We start from the raw sequence: 19,192 nt of genomic DNA on the forward strand, positions 1-19,192 counted from the left end.
TCGGCGAACGGTAGTCGGTGGACGTCGATGCCGTCGGGAATCCGTCAGGTGACGAGGCCCTCGATGTTTCGAACGGTGTCCGAGGCCGCCGCGAGGAGGGTGAGCAATTCCACGCCGCCCGCTATCGTGCCTAAACCTACGGTGGCCGCCAGGGGATAGCCGATCGCGTTGATCAGATTGCCCGCAGCGAGTTGGCTGACGAACAGTTGGGTGGTGTAGAGCGGCAGGGTGGTGACCAGGGCGAGGGCGATGTCCGCGGTGGGCAGCAGGACGGCGTAGTTGGTTGAGATGATCCTGGCGAGCGTGTTCACCACCTCCTCCGGCCTCGGTGCGGCGGCCACCGCGGCCACCAGATCGGCGGGTTGCGGCAGCTGGATCTGCGGGAGCGTGAGCGGTTGCGCGGACAGTGCCTGCAGGTCGGCCGTGAAGTCAAGGATGCCTTGTTGTGTTCCGGCGGCCAGGGCATCGGCGATGACCTGAGGCGGCACGTCGGGCCACAGCCCGAACGGCGTTCGCACGTCGGCGTAGCTCGTCGAGTAGCCGTAGTTCGGGTCGCCGTAGCCCAGGTTGACGATCACCTTCAGGTTCGGCTGGATCAGGTCGGCCAGCGGATCCCCGATGACGGGCACCGCCCGCAGCGGTTGCAGCAGCGGCAGATTCTCGGTGCGGATGATGTAGTAGTCGGTGACCCCTGTATAGCCCGGCGAGGTCGGCAATTTGGTAGCGCCGTCGACCTGCGCGGGCGTGAGGTCCAAATACTTGGTGTGTACGAATGTGATGCCTGCAACCGCGTTGAGGTCGGAAATGATATTGAGCGGGTATCGCGGGAAGTCGGCGAACCCGTCGTACTCGAGCGTGTAGATGGCCGTCGGATAGATCGTGTCCGAGGGCGTTGCGCCGTAGAACGTCAGGCCCAGACTCGGCAGCGTCAGATCCGGGAACCGCGCGAGCATACCGCCATTGGGGTTCATTTCATTGCCGACAAGCACAAAATTGAGGTCGCTCGCCGGAGGTGCGGCCGGACCCATCGCCGCGAGCCTGTGCATCTCCAGCGACGCGATAATGGCGCTTTGCGACCAGCCGAAAACGGTGACCGTGTTTCCGGGGATCGCCAGCTCTCCCATGATCGCGTCGTGCATGATGGTCAAGCCCTCTTCCACCGACGTGTTGAGCACCAAACTTCTGACACCGGTGAGTGGGTACAACTCTTCGGGTGTGAAGACGGCTTGTAAGGCGCCCGCCGAACGGACGTACAGCATGTTGGCGGCGTCAACATAGGACGGCGGTGGTAGTGGAATTCCGGTGGGCCCAAAGAACAAGGTGGTCAAGTTCGCCGGGAATGGCGGAACCATCGCGGCCGCCGCGGGGGTTGGCGCGGCGGCGGGCACAGCCAGCTGATTTTGCAGGGTGCTGGCGATGGCGGCCTCGGCATCTGCGTAGGTGTGCGCCGCGGCGGCCAACGTCTGGTGGAACCTACTGTGAAACGCCTCGACTTGAGCGAGCACGGCCTGGTATTCCTGGCCGTATGCGCCGAACAGTTTCGCGATGGCGGCCGACACCTCATCGCCGGCCGCCGCGGCCAGTGCGGACGTCGGGCCTGCCGCGGCCGCGCTGGCCGTACTCACGGCCGAACCGATTCCTGCCACCTCGGCGGCGGCCGCCGCTACGATCCGCGGCTCAGCGATCAGATACGACATCGTCTCACTCCCTTAGCACCAGGTGCCGGTCAACCCGGGGTTTTGGTCAGCCTAGAGCGATCCCGCTGCCCTGGTGGTCGCTTACGCGAATCGGATTCGAGCGAAAGCGTTTCCCCTTATCCGAGCAGCACCCCGCGCATCCGGTTGACTGTGGCCTGGCTGATACCGGCGTCGCGCAGGTAGCCGCCCAGCGATCCGTAGGTCTCGTCAATGGTCTGGCGTGCGGCGGCCAGGTACTCCGCGCGGACACCCAGGACCCCGTCGGACAGCCGGGCCTTGGTGAACGTCACCACCTCGGGTGCCAGTTCGGTGTCGGAGCGCTGTTGGATCATCTCAGAGATCCGGGCCCGCAGTTGTGGCACGGAGTCGTTGCTGCGCAGGTAGTCGGCGACGATGACGTCGCGGTCCAGGCCGACCGCTTCAAGCACCAGCGCGACTACGAAGCCGGTGCGATCCTTGCCCGCGAAGCAGTGGGTGAGTACCGGGCGTCCGGCGGCAAGCAGTGTGACGACACGATGTAGCGCGCGCTGTGCTCCACTGCGCGTTGGGAATTGGCGATACTCGTCGGTCATGTAGCGGGTGGCGGCGTCATTTATCGACTGGCTGGATTCGCCGTACTCGCCGTTGGACCCGTCATTGGTTAGCAGCCTCTTGAATGCGGTTTCGTGCGGCGCTGAGTCGTCGGCTTCATCATCGGCGAGGTCGGGGAACGGCAGCAGGTGGACGTCGATGCCGTCCGGAACCCGTCCTGGACCGCGGCGGGCCACCTCCCGGGACGAGCGCAGGTCGGCCACGTCGGTGATCCCCAGCCGGCGCAGCGTTGCCCGGCCGGCGTCGTCGAGGCGGCTCAGCTCGCTGGACCGGAACAGCCGCCCCGGCTGCAACGCGGTTGCGGTGTCGGCGACGTCACGAAAGTTCCACGCGCCCGGAAGTTCACGGACAGCCATCTCAGGTGACCGCCGCGGCAAAGGTGGACTTCTCCCGCGACAGCTCGGCGCGGGCGATGGAGCGCAGGTGCACCTCGTCGGGACCGTCAAAGATGCGCATGGCGCGGTGCCAGCCGTACAGCCGGGCCAGCGGGGTGTCGTCGCTGACACCGGCGGCCCCGTGGACCTGGATTGCGCGGTCGATAACATCGCAGGCCACCCGCGGGGCCACCGCCTTGATCATGGCGACCAGGTGGCGCGCCTCTTTGTTGCCGTGTTGGTCGATTGTCCACGCCGCCTTTTCGCACAGCAGCCTGGCCTGGTCGATTTCGTTGCGGGACTGAGCAATCGCCTGCTGCACGACGCCCTGTTCGGCCAGCGGACGGCCGAACGCCACCCGGTTGCGGACCCGATTCACCATGAGCGCCAACGCGCGTTCGGCCGCGCCCAGCGCACGCATGCAGTGGTGGATACGGCCCGGTCCCAGCCGGGCCTGGGCTATGGCGAAGCCGCTGCCCTCTTCGCCGAGCAGGTTGGTGGCCGGGATCCGGACGTTGTGGTAGTCGATCTCGCAGTGGCCGTGCCGGTCCTGCCAGCCGAACACCGGTGTGGAGCGAACGATCGTCACCCCGGGGGTGTCGATCGGGACGAGGACCATCGACTGCTGTTGGTGGGTGGCCGCGTCCGGGTTGGTGCGGCCCATCACGATGAGGATCTTGCAGCGCGGGTCCGCCGCTCCCGACGTCCACCATTTACGGCCGTTGATGACGTAGTCGGCACCGTCCCGGGAGATGGTGGTTTCGATGTTGCGGGCGTCGCTGCTGGCCACCGCCGGCTCGGTCATCGAGAAGGCGCTGCGGATCTTGCCGTCGAGCAGCGGCCGCAGCCATTGCGCCCGTTGCTGCTCGGTGCCGAACATGTGCAGGATCTCCATGTTGCCGGTGTCCGGCGCGGCGCAGTTGAGTGCCTCGGGCGCGATTTCCATGCTCCATCCGGTCATTTCGGCCAGCGGCGCGTACTCCAGGTTGGTCAATCCCGACTCGGCCGGCAGGAATAGGTTCCACAGGCCGCGGTCTTTGGCCTTGGTTTTCAGTTCCTCGATGATCGGCGGCACGGTATGGTCGGCCGGTCCGGCCGTGCGGCGATAGTCGTCGTAATCGGCCTCAGCCGGAAACACGTACTCGGTCATGAAGTCGGACAACCGCGTGCGGTAGTCGATGGCCATGGCCGACATCGCGAAGTCCATTCCGCCACGATATCTACCGGCGCGAGCAGACGCATAAGTCCCTCGACACGCCGACGGGAAGGGGGTTTTGCGTCTGCTCGCCGTCGTTTCGTGCCACCGTTCAACTGACCCGCAAGTGGCAGCGCGAGCTCGACTATTCGCTACGCAAGAGTTTGTGGAGCTTCCACGACAACCGCATTGCGGTGCGGTTCCAGTACGAATCCCGTGACCGCAACGGCCAGTGGTATCGCAGCTACGGCACCGAACTGTGGCGAAGCCAGCATCAACGACGTGCCGATCGCCGAATCCGAGCGTCGCTACTTCGGTGCGCGCTCGGCATCCGAGTATGGCCAGGAAATACCGCTCTGGTAGCCCGGTAGGGTGTCTGAGCAAATCTATCGGCGTTCAGTAAGGAAAGTGGATGTACGCGCCATGACAGATCCGCAGACGCAGATCACCAGGGTCGGGGTGGTTGCCGAGTCGGGGCCCGACGAACGACGGGTCGCGCTGGTTCCCAAGGCGGTCGCGTCGCTGGTGAACCGTGGTGTGGCGGTCGTGGTCGAGGCCGGTGCGGGCGAGCGCGCGCTGCTTCCCGATGAGCTCTACACCGCTGTCGGTGCCAGCATCGGGGATGCTTGGGCCGCCGACGTCGTTGTCAAGGTCGCGCCGCCGACGGCGGCGGAGGTCGGCCGGTTGCGCGGTGGGCAGACACTGATCGGCTTTCTAGCGCCCCGTAATGCTGACAACTCGATCGGCGCGCTGACCCAGGCCGGGGTGCAGGCGTTCGCGCTCGAGGCCATCCCGCGCATCTCGCGGGCGCAGGTTATGGACGCGCTGTCGTCGCAAGCCAACGTGTCTGGGTATAAGGCTGTGCTGCTCGCGGCCTCGGAATCGACCCGGTTCTTTCCGATGCTGACGACGGCGGCCGGAACGGTGAAGCCGGCCACCGTGCTGGTGCTCGGCGTCGGCGTGGCCGGCCTGCAGGCGCTGGCGACGGCCAAACGGCTAGGCGCGCGCACCACGGGCTACGATGTGCGTCCCGAGGTGGCCGACCAGGTCCGATCGGTGGGCGCTCAATGGCTTGATTTGGGCATCTCAGCGTCCGGTGAGGGCGGTTACGCCCGCGAACTGACCGACGACGAGCGCGCCCAGCAGCAAAAGGCATTGGAAGAAGCGATCAGTGGCTTCGACGTGGTGATCACCACCGCGCTGGTGCCGGGCCGCCCGGCGCCAACGTTGGTGACCGCCGCTGCGGTGGAAGCGATGAAGCCTGGCAGCGTGGTGGTGGATCTCGCCGGCGAGACGGGCGGCAACTGCGAATTGACCGAGCCCGGCCGGACAGTCGTCAAGCACGACGTCACCATTGCCGCACCGCTGAACCTGCCGGCCACGATGCCCGAGCACGCCAGCGAGCTCTACAGCAAGAACATCACCGCGCTACTCGACTTGTTGATCAAGGACGGCAGGCTGGCCCCGGACTTCGACGACGAGGTGATTGCCCAGTCGTGTGTCACCCGCGGGAAGGACTCCTAGATGTACAACGAATTGTTGGAGAACGTGGCGATCCTGGTGCTGTCCGGATTCGTCGGGTTCGCGGTGATCTCGAAAGTGCCCAACACGTTGCACACCCCGCTGATGTCAGGAACCAACGCCATCCACGGCATTGTCGTTCTCGGCGCGCTGGTGGTCTTCGGCGAAATTGAGCACCCATCGCTCGTGTTGCAGGTCATCCTGTTCGTCGCGGTGGTGTTCGGCACGCTGAACGTCATCGGCGGATTCATCGTCACCGACCGAATGCTCGGCATGTTCAAGGCCAAGAAGCCCGCCGTGCCAGCCAAGCCTGACCGCGACGAGGCGCTCCGATGAACCTGCACTACCTGGTCGAGATTCTCTACATCATCTCCTTTTCACTCTTCATCTACGGGTTGATGGGGCTCACCGGCCCCAAGACCGCGGTGCGCGGGAACCTGATCGCCGCGGCCGGCATGACCATCGCCGTGGCGGCCACGTTGGTCATGATCCGACACACCAGCCAATGGCCGCTGATCATCGCCGGTCTGGTGGTGGGTGTTGTGCTCGGTGTGCCGCCGGCGCGACTGACCAAGATGACCGCCATGCCGCAGCTGGTGGCATTCTTCAACGGCGTGGGCGGAGGAACGGTCGCACTCATCGCGCTGTCGGAGTTCATCGATACCACCGGCTTTTCCGCATTCCAGCACGGCGAGTCGCCGACCGTGCACATCGTGGTGGCCTCATTGTTCGCCGCGATCATCGGGTCGATCTCGTTCTGGGGGTCTATCGTCGCGTTCGGCAAGTTGCAGGAGATCATCTCCGGGCGGCCGATTGGACTCGGCAAGGCGCAGCAGCCGATCAACCTGTTGCTGCTGGCCGTGGCCGTGGCCGCCGCGGTGGTGATCGGACTGCACGCGCATCCCGGGAGCGGTGGGGCCGCATTGTGGTGGATGATCGGCCTGCTGGTCGCCGCCGGCGTGCTGGGTCTGATGGTGGTGTTGCCGATCGGTGGCGCCGACATGCCGGTGGTCATCTCGATGCTCAACGCCATGACCGGCCTGTCGGCCGCGGCGGCGGGTCTGGCGTTGAACAACACCGCGATGATCGTGGCCGGCATGATCGTCGGCGCGTCCGGCTCGATCCTGACCAACCTGATGGCTAAGGCGATGAACCGCTCCATTCCGGCGATCGTCGCGGGCGGTTTCGGCGGCGGCGGTGTGGCGCCCAGTGGTGGCGGCGACGACAAACACGTCAAGGCCACTTCGGCCGCCGATGCCGCGATCCAGATGGCATACGCCAATCAGGTGATCGTGGTGCCCGGCTACGGGTTGGCCGTCGCGCAGGCGCAGCATGCGGTGAAGGACCTGGCAACCTTGCTGGAGGACAGGGGTGTGCCGGTCAAGTACGCGATTCACCCGGTCGCCGGCCGGATGCCCGGGCATATGAACGTGCTGCTGGCCGAGGCCGAAGTCGACTACGACGCGATGAAGGACATGGACGACATCAACGACGAGTTCGCCCGCACCGACGTCACCATCGTGATCGGCGCCAACGACGTCACCAACCCGGCGGCCCGCAACGAGACGTCCAGCCCGATCTACGGCATGCCGATCCTCAACGTGGACAAGTCGAGGTCGGTGATCGTGCTCAAGCGGTCGATGAATTCCGGGTTCGCCGGCATCGACAACCCGCTGTTCTACGCGGACGGCACCACTATGTTGTTCGGTGATGCGAAGAAATCGGTGACCGAAGTCTCCGAGGAACTCAAGGCGTTGTAGCGCGCGAGCGCTGGCTCAGACGGGCGGATACGCCGGCGGCGGGTATCCGTCGCCGGTTTCGACCCCGCGTAGACCCCAGGTGAGGTACCGGAAGAAGAACTCGATTTCGTCGCTCACGTCGTAGTCAGGACTCGGATCCATCACTTCAACCTCTCGACTCGCGACTTGGTTCGCAACGGAGTTTAGTCACATCCGCGCCGGTGCGACAGGTTGTCGCTGCCTTGCCTAAACTGAACAACCAGTTGATTGATACAGCTTCGGCCGGGGCCCATGGGCTCCACCGGCAGCGACGATAGCGAGTAGCGATGCCATCCGACACCAGCCCCAACGGGCTAAGCCGCCGTGAGGAGTTGCTGGCTGTTGCCACCAAACTATTCGCGGCGCGCGGTTATCACGGCACCCGGATGGACGACGTCGCCGATGTGATCGGGCTCAACAAAGCAACGGTCTATCACTACTACGCCAGCAAGTCGCTGATCCTGTTCGACATTTACCGTCAGGCGGCCGAGGGCACCCTGGCCGCCGTGCACGACGATCCGTCCTGGACGGCCCGTGAAGCGCTGTACCAGTACACGGTCCGGCTGCTCACTGCCATCGCGAGCAACCCCGAGCGGGCCGCGGTGTACTTCCAGGAGCAGCCCTACATCACCGAGTGGTTCACCAGCGAGCAGGTCGCCGAGGTCCGCGAGAAGGAGCAGCAAGTCTACGAGCACGTACACGGCCTGATCGACCGCGGGATTGCCAGCGGCGAGTTCTATGAGTGCGACTCGCATGTGGTGGCGCTGGGGTACATCGGGATGACGCTGGGCAGCTACCGCTGGCTGCGGCCGAGCGGGCGCCGAACGGCCAAGGAGATCGCGGCGGAGTTCAGCACGGCACTGTTGCGCGGGCTGATCCGCGACGAATCGATCCGCAACCAGTCTCCGCTTGGAACTCGGAAGGAAACGTGAAGCTCACGCGATCGGTGGAATCAATCTCGCTACGGACCCGAGGGCGCCACTGAGCACCGACAACTCCGTCACACTGGATTGACCGAAGTTGATCATCAGGCCCGGATTCGCCGACGGAAGATACGGATACGTATTGGGTAGCGCGGACTGCGGTAACAATCCGATGCTTACTAGGGCGGCTTGGGGGCCTTGCACGGTCCCGGTCGCCAGGGCCGAGGCCACCGCGATCGGGTTGATTGGCGCGAACAGGCTGGCCGGGGTGGGTACGTCGGCGTAGCCGTAGCCATAGCCCAAGTCGACTAGCACCCGTAGGTCGGGCTGAATCAGCTCGGCTATTGGGGTCCCTACGAAGGGGATGGCGCGAATCGGCTGCAACAGCGGCAGGTCCTGGGTCAGAAACATGTAGTAATGGGTGTTGCCGGTGTAGCCCGGAGACGTGGGCAACGGCACGGCATTGGCAACCTCGGCCGCGGTGAAGGGGTACGCGTTGTGCACCCATCTGATGCCCATGAAGGCGTTGAGGTCCGACAAGATATTGAGCGGGTACTGCGGGTTGTGGGCGTAGCCGTCGTATTGGCCGGTGTACATGTAGGTCTGGTAGGGGGAATTCGGTGGAGTCGCACCGTTGAACGACATATCCAAGAACGGGAGGTAAAGGCCCACGTAACGCTCGAGGACGCCGCCGTTGGGGTTATTGATATTACCGATCAACGTGAAAGCCAGCCGGCTTGGATCTGGGGCTTGGCCCGGTGGTAACGCCATAAGAGCGCGTATTTCATTGGTGGCTACCGCGGCGCTTTGCGAGTAGCCGAAAACGACGACGTCATGCCCATTTTGTAGTTCCGCGTTGATGCCGTTGTTCAGCAGCGTGACACCCTGGGCGATGGACTGGTCCAGTGACAGGTTCCCGATAAACGGCCACCACTGCTCGGGCGTGTACTGGGCGACCGGGTTGTTGGGCCCGAAAATGGGCCGAATGTATGCGCTGTCAATGATCGCCAAGACGCGGTCACTAAGGATCGGTTCCCCGGTGCCGCCCATCATCAACGCGGTTAGCGGGTTGCCTGACAGCATCCCGACAGAACCGAGGGCGCCGCTGGACCCGGCGGTGCCCGACATAGCAGCGGTGTTGCTGGCTTCAGCCTGGGCGTAGGCGGCTCCGGCGGCAGCCAGCGCCCGGGTGAACTCGCCATGGAACGCCGCAGCCTGCTTTAGGACCTCTTGACATTCGCGCGCGTATTCGCTGAACAGCGCTGCAGCTGCCGACGACACCTCATCGGCGGCCGCGGCCAGCAGTCCGGTCGTTGGACCCGCAGCGGACGCGCTGGCCGCTCGGATCGCCGAACCGATCCCGTCCACGTCCGCGGCCGCCGTTGCCAACATCTCCGGGGCCGCGATGACGTAGGACATCTGGTCTCCTGTTCGACGCTGGGGCCCTTAGAGCCTAGAGCGCGCCCGCCGGGAAGCCCGGCGTTTTCGGCCAATCGTTATCGCGGCCGCGTCAGGTGAAGACCGGTGGCGGGATCAGGTGCAGGATGTTGCCGAGACCGCCACTCATCAGGGATAGCAGTGTCACCTGTGGCTGGCCGAAGTAGAAATTCAGGCCCGGGTTTATCGACGGGACCCACGGATAGCTGTCCGGGAACCACTCCGGCCCAATCAATCCGGCTTCCACCCCAATCTCCACGACGGCGCCATAGGGCGCCTGCAGGCTCCCTTTGATCAGGTAATACGTGACAGCGAACGGGTTGGGGATCGAGAACAGCCCGGCCGGGGTGGGGATATCCGCGTAATTGCCGCCCGGCCCGTAGTCGGCGTAGCCCAAGTCGACGAGCACCCGCAGCTGCGGCTGGAACAGGTCGGCGATCGGGGGACCGGCGTAGGGGATGTCACGGATCGGCTGGAGCAGTGGCAGATCCTGAGTCAGGAACATGTAGTACTGGGTGTTGCCGGTATAGCCCGGGGAGGTCGGCAACGGCACCGCGTTATCCACCTGGGTGGCCATGAGTTCCGGGTACGTGTTGTGCACGTAGAAGTAGCCCATGAAGGCGTTGATGTCCGACAGGATGCGCAGCGGGAATTGCGGCGCGTGGGCGATGCCGTCGTACTGGGCCGTGTAAATGTGTGTCGGGTAGGGACTATTCGCCGGGGTTGCGCCATTGAACGGCACGTCCAGGAACGGGATGTAGAAGCCGGGGAAGCGCGCCAGGAGCCCGCCGACGGGATTGTTGCCACTACCAATCATGACGAAGGAGATATCGTCCGGATTCGGCGAACCCATCGCCATCAGCGAATTGATGTAGTTGTTGATTATCGTGGCGCTCTGCGAGTAGCCGAACGCGACAACCTTGTTACCAAGGGCCAGTTGGTTGTTGACGGCGGTATTCAGCAGCGCCACGCCTTCGGTCACGGACTGGTTGAACGTTAGATTGCCGAGGTCGGGGGTAACCGGCCAGAACTGCTCGGGTGTGAACAGGCCTTGCGAGACAGCGCCCGGGAAGAGGGTCTGGATGAAAGCCTTGTTGATGTCCGTCACGTATTCGGGGTCGGGTAGCGGGTTATTGGTGCCGCCCATAATCAACGCCGTTATCGGACTCTCCGCAGCCAGCTGCGCGATCGACGGCAGCCCGCCGGCCCCGCTGGATCCGTTGGGGCTCAACGGCGCAAGGCCCAACAGCGTCCGGATCGGTGCGTTGATAGTGTCCAGCGCGTGCGATACCCAGGCCGCATTGGCCGCTTCGGCGTGTGCGTAGGCGTTGCCGGCGGCCGCCAACGTCCGGGTGAACTCGCTGTGGAACGCCGCGGCCTGCTTGACGACCGCCTGATACTCCCGCCCGTATGCGCTGAACAGGGCCGCCGTTGCCGCCGAAACCTCATCGCCGGCCGCGGCCAGCAGGTTACATGTCGGGCCTGCCGCAGCCGCGTTGGCGGCCCGCAGCGTGGAAGCGATCTCATCCACATGGGCAGCTGCCGTCGCCAGCATGTCAGGGGCTGTGACCAGGTACGACATCTCCCCGTCCTTCCCAACGGACCGGCGCCCGTACCGGTCACTTGGGACTGACCCGCTACCGCGGGTATTAGGTACTTAACGAGAGTAAGGCGGTCCTGCCGCTACGTCCGGCGTTTGGACAAACCTCGATGACTGCCTGACCTATGGCGGCTGCTATAACCGCGACCATGCTAACCAGCTTGGTGAGTGCGGTCGGATCGCATCACGTCAGCACCGACCCTGACGTGCTGGCCGGCCGCAGCGTCGACCACACCGGCCGCTATCGGGGCCGGGCCAGCGCGCTGGTGCGGCCCGGCTCGGCTGAAGAGGTCGCCGAAGTGCTGCGAGTGTGCCGGGACGCCGGAGCCTATGTCACCGTTCAAGGCGGCCGCACCTCACTGGTGGCGGGCACCGTTCCCGAACACGACGACGTGCTGCTGTCTACCGAACGGCTTTGCGCGCTCAGCGATGTCGATACCGTTGAGCGCCGAATCGAGGTGGGCGCCGGGGTCACACTGGCCGCGGTGCAGCACGCCGCGTCAACGGCTGGGCTGGTGTTCGGCGTGGATTTGTCGGCCCGGGATACCGCGACCGTCGGTGGCATGGCCTCGACGAACGCCGGCGGATTGCGCACGGTCCGTTACGGCAACATGGGCGAGCAGGTTGTCGGGCTAGACGTCGCGCTGCCCGACGGTTCGGTGCTGCGCCGGCACAGCCGGGTGCGCCGCGACAACACCGGCTACGACCTGCCCGCGCTGTTCGTCGGCGCCGAAGGCACCCTGGGGGTTATCACCGCGCTGGATCTGCGGCTGCACCCCACCCCGTCGCATCGGGTGACAGCCGTGTGCGGGTTTGCCGAGCTGGCAGCGCTGGTCGATGCCGGCCGAATGTTCCGCGACGTGGAGGGCATCGCGGCGCTGGAATTGATTGACGGTCGGGCCGCCGCGCTATCCCGTGAACATCTTGGCGTTCGGCCCCCCGTCGAGGCTGACTGGTTGCTATTGGTGGAACTGGCCGCCGACCACGATCAAACCGACCGGCTCGCCGACCTGCTCGACGGTGCACGGTTATGCGGGGAGCCCGCGGTCGGTGTGGATGCCGCTGCGCGGCAACGATTGTGGCGCACCCGTGAATCGCTGGCCGAGGTGCTCGGGGTGTACGGCCCGCCGCTGAAGTTCGACGTTTCGCTGCCGTTGGCGGCGATCAGCGGCTTCGCCCGAGATGCGGTCGCGTTGGTTCACCGACACGTCCCGGATTCTCCGGAGGCGTTGCCGCTGTTGTTCGGTCACATCGGTGAGGGCAACCTGCACCTGAACGTGCTGCGTTGCCCGCCTGATCGGGAACCGGCGTTGTACGCAGAGATGATGGGCCTCATCGCCGAATGCGGCGGTAACGTCAGTTCAGAGCATGGGGTGGGCAGCCGCAAGCGTGCCTACCTGGGAATGTCCCGGCAGGCCAACGACGTCGCCGCGATGCGGAGGGTCAAGGCGGCGTTGGACCCGACCGGGTACCTTAACGCCGCGGTCTTGTTCGACTGACCGGTGCTGCGCAAGCATTCAGCGCCTTTAGAGATCACCGGTGAAACTGATGAGCTGACGCACCGCGATGCCATCGGCGAGGTGGTCCATCGCCTCGTTGATATCGTCCAACCGAATCGTTGACGTCACCAGCGACTCCACCGGCAGACGGCCCGAATGCCACAACGACACGAAGCGGGGAATGTCGCGGCTGGGCACCGCCGAACCCAGATAGCTGCCGATCAGTGACCGGCCTTCGGCGACAAAATCCAACGGCGACAAGCTAATCCGGACATCCGGTGGCGGCAACCCGACGGTGATGGTGCGCCCTCCGGGCGCGGTAAGCCCGATCGCGGTGTGCAGCGCGGCAGGATGACCGACGGCTTCGACAACCACGGCGGCTTTGACCCCGCCGGCCGCGGCCTGCTGCGGTGTGTAGATCTCATGGGCGCCCAAGGCCTTTGCGGCCGACAGCTTTTCGGGTAGCTGATCGACGGCGACCACACGAACGTCTGTATACGTCAAAGCGGTGAGCACCGCTGCCATACCGACGCCCCCGAGGCCGACGACGGCGACCGACTGGCCGGGCCGCGGATCACCGACGTTGAGTACCGCACCCCCGCCGGTGAGCACCGCGCACCCGAGTAGGGCAGCGACGGTGGGCGGCACCTCGTGCGGCACCGGAACCACGCTGGCCCGGTTGACGACGACATGGGTCGCGAAACCCGAGACGCCGAGGTGGTGGTACACCGGGCGGCCGCCCCGGCTGAGCCGGATACCGCCACCGAGCAGTGTGCCGGCCTTGTTGGCCGCGCTGCCCGGTTCGCACGGCGTCCGACCCTCGGTCGCGCACGCCGCGCACTGGCCGCAACGCGGAAGGAACACCAGCACGACTCGCTGACCGACCGCGACCCCGTCGACGCCGTCGCCGACCTGCTCGACGATCCCAGCGGCTTCATGACCGAGCAAGATCGGCACCGGCCGTACCCGGGTGCCGTCCACCACCGACAGGTCGGAGTGGCACACGCCCGCAGCCTCGATTCGGACAAGGACCTCACCGCGGTCGGGGGGGTCCAGGTGCAGCTCGACGACGCTGATTGGTTTCGACCGCCAATAGGGCCGCGGCACACCGATCTGGTCTAGCACCGCGCCCCGGATGGCAGGCATGTTGGAATACAACCATGGCTGCACCGCCGGCACCGGAGAAGCTCCTGCGCAGCGACTTTCCGGTGCTGTGGCCGGTGGGAACTCGATGGGCCGACAACGACATGTTCGGCCACCTCAACAACGCCGTCTACTACCAGCTGTTTGACACCGCGATAAACGCCTGGATCAACACGAGCACCGGGGTTGACCCGCTCGCGATGCCTGTGCTGGGCATTGTCGCGGAGTCGGGCTGCCGTTATTTCTCGGAACTGCGTTTCCCGGAGAGCCTCATGGTGGGCCTGGCTGTGACGCGGTTGGGGCGCAGCAGCGTCACCTACCGGCTGGGTGTGTTCAAGGAGCCCGACCATGCGGGGGCGATCACCGCACTCGGGCACTGGGTGCACGTCTATGTCGATCGGACTAGCCGCAGGCCGGTTCCGATTCCCGAGGTCATCCGGTCGCTGCTGTCGACGGCTTGCGTAAGCGGATAAGCCGCGCCCAGATTGCGCTCAGGGCTGTGATTTTCGCCGCTCCAACCGCAGCCATGACGGCAATCTTGTGCTCACCGCGACCCAGGTATGCTTCCCGAATGCCAGTTTTGAGCAAGACCGTCGAGGTCACCGCCGACGCCGCATCGATCATGGCCATCGTTGCCGATATCGAGCGCTACCCAGAGTGGAATGAAGGGGTCAAGGGCGCATGGGTGCTCGCTCGCTACGATGACGGGCGTCCCAGCCAGGTGCGGCTCGACACCGCTGTTCAAGGCATCGAGGGCACCTATATCCACGCCGTGTACTACCCAGGCGAAAACCAGATTCAAACCGTCATGCAGCAGGGTGAACTGTTTGCCAAGCAGGAGCAGCTGTTCAGTGTGGTGGCAACCGGCGCCGCGAGCTTGCTCACGGTGGACATGGACGTCCAGGTCACCATGCCGGTGCCCGAGCCGATGGTGAAGATGCTGCTCAACAACGTCCTGGAGCATCTCGCCGAAAATCTCAAGCAGCGCGCCGAGCAGCTGGCGGCCAGCTAAGGCATGTGCGGGCTCAGCCGAAGACTTCGGTCTCAGCCAGGGCCTCCGTCAGCCTGCGTGCCCCATCGGTGAACTGCCAGACGGTGTGCTCGATTACGGCGGCTGTGTCGCGGCGGCGCAGCGCGGCGATCAGCTGCCGATGACTGTTCACCGCGTCCGCGCCCCATCGCGGGTCGGCCGCGAACACCTGCGCCGGCATATAGCGCGCGGCATTAAGCAGGAACCAGGCCAACTTGATCCGGCGGCTCGCTTTGTTGAAGACGCGGTGGAACGCGAACTCGATCGACGCGATGGTTTTGGCATCACCGGACCCGATAGCACCGGCCAGCGCATTGTTGATGCGGTCCAGCTCGTCGATCTCAACGTCGGTGATGTGAGCGGTGGCCGATGTGGCAAGTTCTTGGGCAATGGTGGCCTGCAGCCAGAAAATGTCGTCGATGTCTTGGCGGGTCAACGGCAGCACCACGTGGCCGCGATGTGGCTCCAGCCCGACCATCCCCTCACCGCGCAGTTTCAGCAGCGCCTCCCGCACCGGCGTGATGCTGACTCCGAGCTCGGCTGCCGTCTCGTCCAGACGGATGAACGTTCCAGAGCGCAGCGCGCCCGACATGATGGCGGCCCGCAGGTGGCCCGCGACCTCGTCGGACAATTGTGCCCGGCGCAGGGGAAGCTGGCTCCGCGGCTTCGCCGATAGAGGTGCGTTCACGTGGCTTGCCAGGACTTTCAGGGTCGGGCCGGGATTGCCGGGGACTTGCCGGGGGCTTGGCGGGGGCTTGTTGTTGGGCCGCTCAGGCCATAGTGTGACCCAGACAACACCAACCTTTATCAAATATCAACCTGGCGCAAGGGATGCGCAAGTGAAAGGAAGGGAAGGAAGGGATAGTTGACCGCGCAACTGGCCAGTCACCTGACGCGGGCGCCAACACTAGCCCAACAGCAGCCCTACCTTGCTCGCCGGCAGAACTGGGTCAACCAGCTCGAACGGCACGCGATGATGCAGCCAGACGCGCCGGCGCTGAGGTTTGTGGGCAACACCATGACGTGGGCTGACCTGAGGCGCCGGGTTGCGGCGCTGGCGGGCGCCTTGAGCGGTCGCGGGGTCGGTTTCGGCGATCGGGTCATGATCCTGATGCTTAACCGCACCGAGTTCGTCGAGTCGGTGCTGGCCGCCAACATGATCGGGGCCATCGCCGTACCACTGAATTTCCGGCTCACCCCAACCGAAATCGCCGTCCTGGTCGAAGACTGTGCCGCACACGTGATGCTGACCGAAGCTGCGCTGGCTCCGGTGGCCATCGGTGTCCGCGACATCCAGCCCTTGCTGAGCGTGATCGTGGTCGCCGGCGGATCCAGCGAGGACAGCGTGTTCGGCTATGAGGACCTACTCAACGAGGCCGGCGATGTCGTCGAACCGGTGGACATCCCGAACGACTCGCCGGCCTTGATCATGTACACCTCGGGCACCACCGGGCGCCCGAAGGGCGCCGTGCTGACTCACGCGAACCTCACCGGTCAGGCGATGACCGCGCTCTACACCAGTGGCGCCAACATCAACAGCGACGTCGGTTTCGTCGGCGTCCCGCTGTTTCATATCGCCGGAATCGGCAACATGCTGACCGGGCTGCTGCTCGGCTTGCCCACGGTGATCTATCCGCTGGGCGCGTTCGACCCGGGACAGCTGCTCGACGTGCTGGAGGCAGAGAAGGTCACCGGCATCTTTCTGGTTCCCGCGCAGTGGCAGGCGGTCTGTACCGAACAGCAAGCACGACCACGTGACCTGAGGTTACGGGTGTTGTCGTGGGGAGCTGCGCCGGCGCCGGATGCGTTGCTGCGGCAGATGTCGGCAACCTTTCCCGAAACGCAGATACTGGCCGCATTCGGCCAGACCGAGATGTCGCCGGTCACCTGCATGCTGCTCGGCGAAGATGCGATCGCTAAGCGCGGATCGGTCGGCAGGGTGATTCCGACCGTCGCCGCAAGGGTGGTCGATCAGAACATGAACGATGTCCCCGTCGGCGAAGTGGGCGAAATTGTCTACCGGGCACCAACATTGATGAGCTGCTACTGGAACAACCCGGAGGCCACCGCGGAGGCGTTCGCAGGCGGCTGGTTCCATTCTGGGGATCTGGTTCGCATGGACTCCGACGGTTACGTCTGGGTGGTGGACCGCAAGAAGGACATGATTATCTCCGGCGGTGAAAACATTTACTGCGCCGAGCTGGAAAACGTTCTGGCCAGCCATCCCGACATCGCCGAAGTCGCGGTCATCGGCCGGGCCGACGAGAAGTGGGGAGAGGTGCCGATCGCGGTCGCGGCCGTAACGAACGACGACCTTCGGATCGAAGACCTAGGTGAGTTCCTGACCGACCGGCTTGCGCGCTACAAGCACCCCAAGGCGCTCGAGATCGTGGACGCTCTGCCCCGCAACCCCGCGGGGAAGGTGCTCAAGACTGAACTGCGATTGCGCTATGGCGCCTGTGTGAATGTTGAAAGACGTTCTGTATCAGCTGATTTTACGGATAGAAGGGAAAATCGACAGAGATTGTAACGTTTGCCCGCTATTGACGAAGGGTTAAATGTGCGGATGCCTTACACTCCTGGCTGGCCATCGGGTAGATTCCTGTGGTCTCCGTTACTCCCTGTGAGTAACGAGCTGGCGGTCACACACCAAGGGTCGGGGCAAGGAGGAGGCGTGCGACATGATGCGCCGCGGTGCCGCGATACCCAGGTCGGCGGCATGAGGGGGCCGCGGTGACGACGTCGACAACGCTTGGTGGTTACGTCCGCGACCAACTGCAAACCCCGCTGACCCTCGTCGGTGGCTTCTTTCGCATGTGTGTGCTGACTGGAAAGGCGCTGTTTCGCTGGCCGTTCCAGTGGCGCGAGTTCATTCTGCAGTGCTGGTTCATCATGCGGGTCGGATTTTTACCGACGATCATGGTCTCGATACCGCTGACGGTGCTGTTGATCTTCACGCTCAATATTCTGCTGGCCCAGTTCGGCGCGGCAGACATCTCCGGTTCCGGCGCGGCGATCGGCGCCGTCACCCAGCTTGGCCCGCTGACAACGGTGCTGGTGGTCGCCGGCGCCGGGTCCACGGCCATCTGCGCCGACCTGGGCGCCCGCACCATCCGCGAGGAAATCGACGCGATGGAGGTGCTGGGCATCGATCCCATCCACCGTCTGGTGGTGCCGCGGGTGCTCGCCTCGATGCTGGTCGCCACGCTGCTCAACGGTTTGGTGATCACCGTCGGCCTGGTCGGTGGCTTTCTCTTCGGTGTCTACCTGCAGAACGTTTCGGGCGGCGCCTACCTTGCCACGCTGACCTTGATCACCGGTCTGCCCGAGGTGGTCATCGCCACCATCAAAGCCGCAACGTTCGGCCTGATCGCGGGCCTTGTCGGCTGCTATCGGGGGCTGACCGTCCGTGGCGGTTCCAAGGGTCTTGGCACCGCCGTCAACGAGACCGTGGTGCTGTGTGTGATCGCCCTGTTCGCCGTCAACGTGATCTTGACGACCATCGGTGTGCGATTCGGGACGGGGCGCTGACATGTCGACCACTGCTGTGCTGCGCGCCCGCTTCCCGCGGGCGGTCGCCAACCTGCGCCAATACGGCGGTGCGGCGGCTCGTGGATTGGACGAGGCCGGCCAGCTCACCTGGTTCGCCCTGACCAGCATCGGGCAGATCACGCACGCGCTGCGCTACTACCGCAAGGAGACGCTGCGGCTGATCGCCCAGATCGGCATGGGCACCGGTGCGATGGCCGTTGTCGGTGGCACAGTCGCGATCGTTGGCTTTGTGACGCTGTCCGGCAGCTCGCTGGTCGCGATCCAGGGCTTCGCGTCGCTGGGCAACATCGGTGTCGAGGCATTCACCGGTTTCTTTGCCGCACTGATCAACGTGCGCATCGCCGGCCCAGTTGTCACCGGTGTCGCCCTGGCGGCCACGGTCGGTGCGGGTGCTACCGCAGAGCTGGGGGCGATGCGGATCAGCGAGGAGATCGACGCCCTGGAAGTGATGGGCATCAAGTCGATTTCGTTCCTGGCGTCCACCCGGATCATGGCCGGGCTCGTGGTGATCATTCCGCTGTACGCGTTAGCGATGATCATGTCGTTCCTGTCCCCGCAGATCACCACCACGGTGCTCTACGGGCAGTCGAACGGCACCTACGAGCATTACTTTCAAACGTTCCTGCGTCCCGACGACGTCTTTTGGTCCTTCTTGGAGGCCCTCATCATCACTGCGATCGTCATGGTTAGCCACTGCTACTACGGGTACGCCGCCGGCGGAGGCCCCGTCGGCGTTGGCGAGGCCGTCGGCCGATCGATGCGTTTCTCGTTGGTCTCGGTGCAGGTCGTTGTCCTGTTTGCAGCGTTGGCGCTCTACGGTGTCGACCCGAACTTCAATCTCACGGTGTAGCC

Annotated in this window: 18 protein-coding genes and 1 pseudogene; 11 read left to right on the plus strand and 8 right to left on the minus strand. The window is 64.8% G+C overall.

Features of this window, described 5'->3' with window-relative positions; translation table 11 throughout:
• Positions 1-44 precede the first annotated feature (44 nt).
• The 3 genes from MCAN_RS00840 to MCAN_RS00850 form a co-directional block, all read right to left on the minus strand.
• Positions 45-1,697 (minus strand): PE family protein, encoded by a 1,653-nt coding sequence (locus tag MCAN_RS00840; RefSeq protein WP_014000070.1) that lies wholly within the window; start codon positions 1,695-1,697, stop codon positions 45-47.
• A 116-nt stretch (positions 1,698-1,813) separates the two neighbouring features.
• Positions 1,814-2,644, minus strand: coding sequence for a tyrosine-protein phosphatase PtbB (gene ptbB / locus MCAN_RS00845; protein WP_014000071.1), 831 nt, complete (start codon positions 2,642-2,644; stop codon positions 1,814-1,816).
• A 1-nt stretch (position 2,645) separates the two neighbouring features.
• Positions 2,646-3,857, minus strand: a complete 1,212-nt coding sequence (locus MCAN_RS00850; protein WP_014000072.1) for an acyl-CoA dehydrogenase — start codon at positions 3,855-3,857, stop codon at positions 2,646-2,648.
• A 116-nt stretch (positions 3,858-3,973) separates the two neighbouring features.
• Here MCAN_RS00850 and MCAN_RS20880 point away from each other — a divergent pair.
• From MCAN_RS20880 to MCAN_RS00870, 4 genes and pseudogenes are all read left to right on the plus strand, one after another.
• A pseudogene (locus MCAN_RS20880) lies at positions 3,974-4,220 on the plus strand (DUF1348 family protein); the annotation flags it as partial.
• A gap of 60 nt (positions 4,221-4,280) precedes the next feature.
• On the plus strand, positions 4,281-5,381 hold the full coding sequence (locus MCAN_RS00860) for a Re/Si-specific NAD(P)(+) transhydrogenase subunit alpha (protein WP_014000073.1): 1,101 nt from the start codon (positions 4,281-4,283) through the stop codon (positions 5,379-5,381).
• Positions 5,382-5,714 (plus strand): NAD(P) transhydrogenase subunit alpha, encoded by a 333-nt coding sequence (locus MCAN_RS00865; protein WP_014000074.1) that lies wholly within the window; start codon positions 5,382-5,384, stop codon positions 5,712-5,714.
• Positions 5,711-7,138 (plus strand): NAD(P)(+) transhydrogenase (Re/Si-specific) subunit beta, encoded by a 1,428-nt coding sequence (locus tag MCAN_RS00870; protein WP_014000075.1) that lies wholly within the window; start codon positions 5,711-5,713, stop codon positions 7,136-7,138. Before MCAN_RS00865 ends, MCAN_RS00870 begins: the two co-directional genes overlap by 4 nt.
• A gap of 15 nt (positions 7,139-7,153) precedes the next feature.
• Here MCAN_RS00870 and MCAN_RS00875 read toward each other — a convergent pair whose 3' ends face one another.
• A complete protein-coding gene (locus MCAN_RS00875) occupies positions 7,154-7,282 on the minus strand; it encodes a hypothetical protein (RefSeq protein WP_003910049.1) in 129 nt (42 codons plus the stop codon).
• A gap of 161 nt (positions 7,283-7,443) precedes the next feature.
• On the opposite strand from MCAN_RS00875, the gene MCAN_RS00880 reads away from it, so the two are divergent.
• The gene (locus MCAN_RS00880) at positions 7,444-8,088 is read left to right on the plus strand and encodes a TetR/AcrR family transcriptional regulator (RefSeq protein ID WP_003401044.1); all 645 of its coding nucleotides are present in this window, start codon (positions 7,444-7,446) and stop codon (positions 8,086-8,088) included.
• Between the two features lie 3 nt (positions 8,089-8,091).
• On the opposite strand, the gene MCAN_RS00885 is transcribed toward MCAN_RS00880, so the two are convergent.
• Together MCAN_RS00885 and MCAN_RS00890 are read right to left on the minus strand one after the other, a co-directional pair.
• On the minus strand, positions 8,092-9,498 hold the full coding sequence (locus MCAN_RS00885; protein ID WP_014000076.1) for a PE family protein: 1,407 nt from the start codon (positions 9,496-9,498) through the stop codon (positions 8,092-8,094).
• A 91-nt stretch (positions 9,499-9,589) separates the two neighbouring features.
• Positions 9,590-11,098 (minus strand): PE family protein, encoded by a 1,509-nt coding sequence (locus tag MCAN_RS00890; protein WP_014000077.1) that lies wholly within the window; start codon positions 11,096-11,098, stop codon positions 9,590-9,592.
• Between the two features lie 167 nt (positions 11,099-11,265).
• Here MCAN_RS00890 and MCAN_RS00895 point away from each other — a divergent pair, with 167 nt between their 5' ends.
• Complete coding sequence (locus tag MCAN_RS00895) at positions 11,266-12,615, plus strand: FAD-binding oxidoreductase (RefSeq protein ID WP_014000078.1); 1,350 nt, start codon at positions 11,266-11,268, stop codon at positions 12,613-12,615.
• Positions 12,616-12,642: 27 nt separating this feature from the next.
• Here the strand turns inward: MCAN_RS00895 and MCAN_RS00900 are convergent, their stop codons facing one another.
• Positions 12,643-13,761 carry an alcohol dehydrogenase catalytic domain-containing protein gene (locus MCAN_RS00900; protein ID WP_041179808.1) on the minus strand — a complete coding sequence of 373 codons (1,119 nt, stop codon included), beginning with the start codon at positions 13,759-13,761 and terminating at the stop codon, positions 12,643-12,645.
• A gap of 14 nt (positions 13,762-13,775) precedes the next feature.
• On the opposite strand from MCAN_RS00900, the gene MCAN_RS00905 reads away from it, so the two are divergent.
• Both MCAN_RS00905 and MCAN_RS00910 read left to right on the plus strand, forming a co-directional pair.
• Positions 13,776-14,231, plus strand: a complete 456-nt coding sequence (locus tag MCAN_RS00905) for an acyl-CoA thioesterase (protein ID WP_014000080.1) — start codon at positions 13,776-13,778, stop codon at positions 14,229-14,231.
• Positions 14,232-14,329: 98 nt separating this feature from the next.
• A complete protein-coding gene (locus tag MCAN_RS00910) occupies positions 14,330-14,770 on the plus strand; it encodes an SRPBCC family protein (RefSeq protein WP_003917895.1) in 441 nt (146 codons plus the stop codon).
• 13 nt (positions 14,771-14,783) lie between these two features.
• Here the strand turns inward: MCAN_RS00910 and MCAN_RS00915 are convergent, their stop codons facing one another.
• Complete coding sequence (locus MCAN_RS00915; RefSeq protein WP_041179536.1) at positions 14,784-15,476, minus strand: GntR family transcriptional regulator; 693 nt, start codon at positions 15,474-15,476, stop codon at positions 14,784-14,786.
• A gap of 177 nt (positions 15,477-15,653) precedes the next feature.
• Between MCAN_RS00915 and fadD5 the strand changes: the two genes are divergently transcribed.
• From fadD5 to MCAN_RS00930, 3 genes are all read left to right on the plus strand, one after another.
• Positions 15,654-17,318: a fatty-acid--CoA ligase FadD5 gene (gene fadD5, locus MCAN_RS00920; RefSeq protein ID WP_014000083.1), complete on the plus strand. Its 1,665-nt coding sequence runs from the start codon at positions 15,654-15,656 to the stop codon at positions 17,316-17,318.
• Between the two features lie 203 nt (positions 17,319-17,521).
• Positions 17,522-18,319, plus strand: coding sequence for an MlaE family ABC transporter permease (locus MCAN_RS00925; RefSeq protein WP_003401074.1), 798 nt, complete (start codon positions 17,522-17,524; stop codon positions 18,317-18,319).
• A 1-nt stretch (position 18,320) separates the two neighbouring features.
• On the plus strand, positions 18,321-19,190 hold the full coding sequence (locus tag MCAN_RS00930; RefSeq protein WP_014000084.1) for an MlaE family ABC transporter permease: 870 nt from the start codon (positions 18,321-18,323) through the stop codon (positions 19,188-19,190).
• Positions 19,191-19,192: the final 2 nt, after the last annotated feature.

Source organism: Mycobacterium canetti CIPT 140010059, assembly GCF_000253375.1.
Classification (GTDB): Bacteria; Actinomycetota; Actinomycetes; order Mycobacteriales; family Mycobacteriaceae; genus Mycobacterium; species Mycobacterium tuberculosis.

Bases quoted from the DNA above. Each gene is read 5' to 3' on its own strand.
- MCAN_RS00865 (WP_014000074.1), top strand. From the start codon at position 5,382: ATGTACAACGAATTGTTGGAGAACGTGGCGATCCTGGTGCTGTCCGGA.
- MCAN_RS00905 (WP_014000080.1), top strand. From the start codon at position 13,776: ATGGCTGCACCGCCGGCACCGGAGAAGCTCCTGCGCAGCGACTTTCCG.
- MCAN_RS00890 (WP_014000077.1), bottom strand. From the start codon at position 11,098: ATGTCGTACCTGGTCACAGCCCCTGACATGCTGGCGACGGCAGCTGCC.
- MCAN_RS00880 (WP_003401044.1), top strand. From the start codon at position 7,444: ATGCCATCCGACACCAGCCCCAACGGGCTAAGCCGCCGTGAGGAGTTG.
- MCAN_RS00850 (WP_014000072.1), bottom strand. From the start codon at position 3,857: ATGTCGGCCATGGCCATCGACTACCGCACGCGGTTGTCCGACTTCATG.
- ptbB (WP_014000071.1), bottom strand. From the start codon at position 2,644: ATGGCTGTCCGTGAACTTCCGGGCGCGTGGAACTTTCGTGACGTCGCC.
- MCAN_RS00895 (WP_014000078.1), top strand. From the start codon at position 11,266: ATGCTAACCAGCTTGGTGAGTGCGGTCGGATCGCATCACGTCAGCACC.
- MCAN_RS00910 (WP_003917895.1), top strand. From the start codon at position 14,330: ATGCCAGTTTTGAGCAAGACCGTCGAGGTCACCGCCGACGCCGCATCG.
- MCAN_RS00900 (WP_041179808.1), bottom strand. From the start codon at position 13,761: ATGCCTGCCATCCGGGGCGCGGTGCTAGACCAGATCGGTGTGCCGCGG.
- MCAN_RS00930 (WP_014000084.1), top strand. From the start codon at position 18,321: ATGTCGACCACTGCTGTGCTGCGCGCCCGCTTCCCGCGGGCGGTCGCC.
- MCAN_RS00885 (WP_014000076.1), bottom strand. From the start codon at position 9,498: ATGTCCTACGTCATCGCGGCCCCGGAGATGTTGGCAACGGCGGCCGCG.
- MCAN_RS00860 (WP_014000073.1), top strand. From the start codon at position 4,281: ATGACAGATCCGCAGACGCAGATCACCAGGGTCGGGGTGGTTGCCGAG.
- MCAN_RS00870 (WP_014000075.1), top strand. From the start codon at position 5,711: ATGAACCTGCACTACCTGGTCGAGATTCTCTACATCATCTCCTTTTCA.
- MCAN_RS00840 (WP_014000070.1), bottom strand. From the start codon at position 1,697: ATGTCGTATCTGATCGCTGAGCCGCGGATCGTAGCGGCGGCCGCCGCC.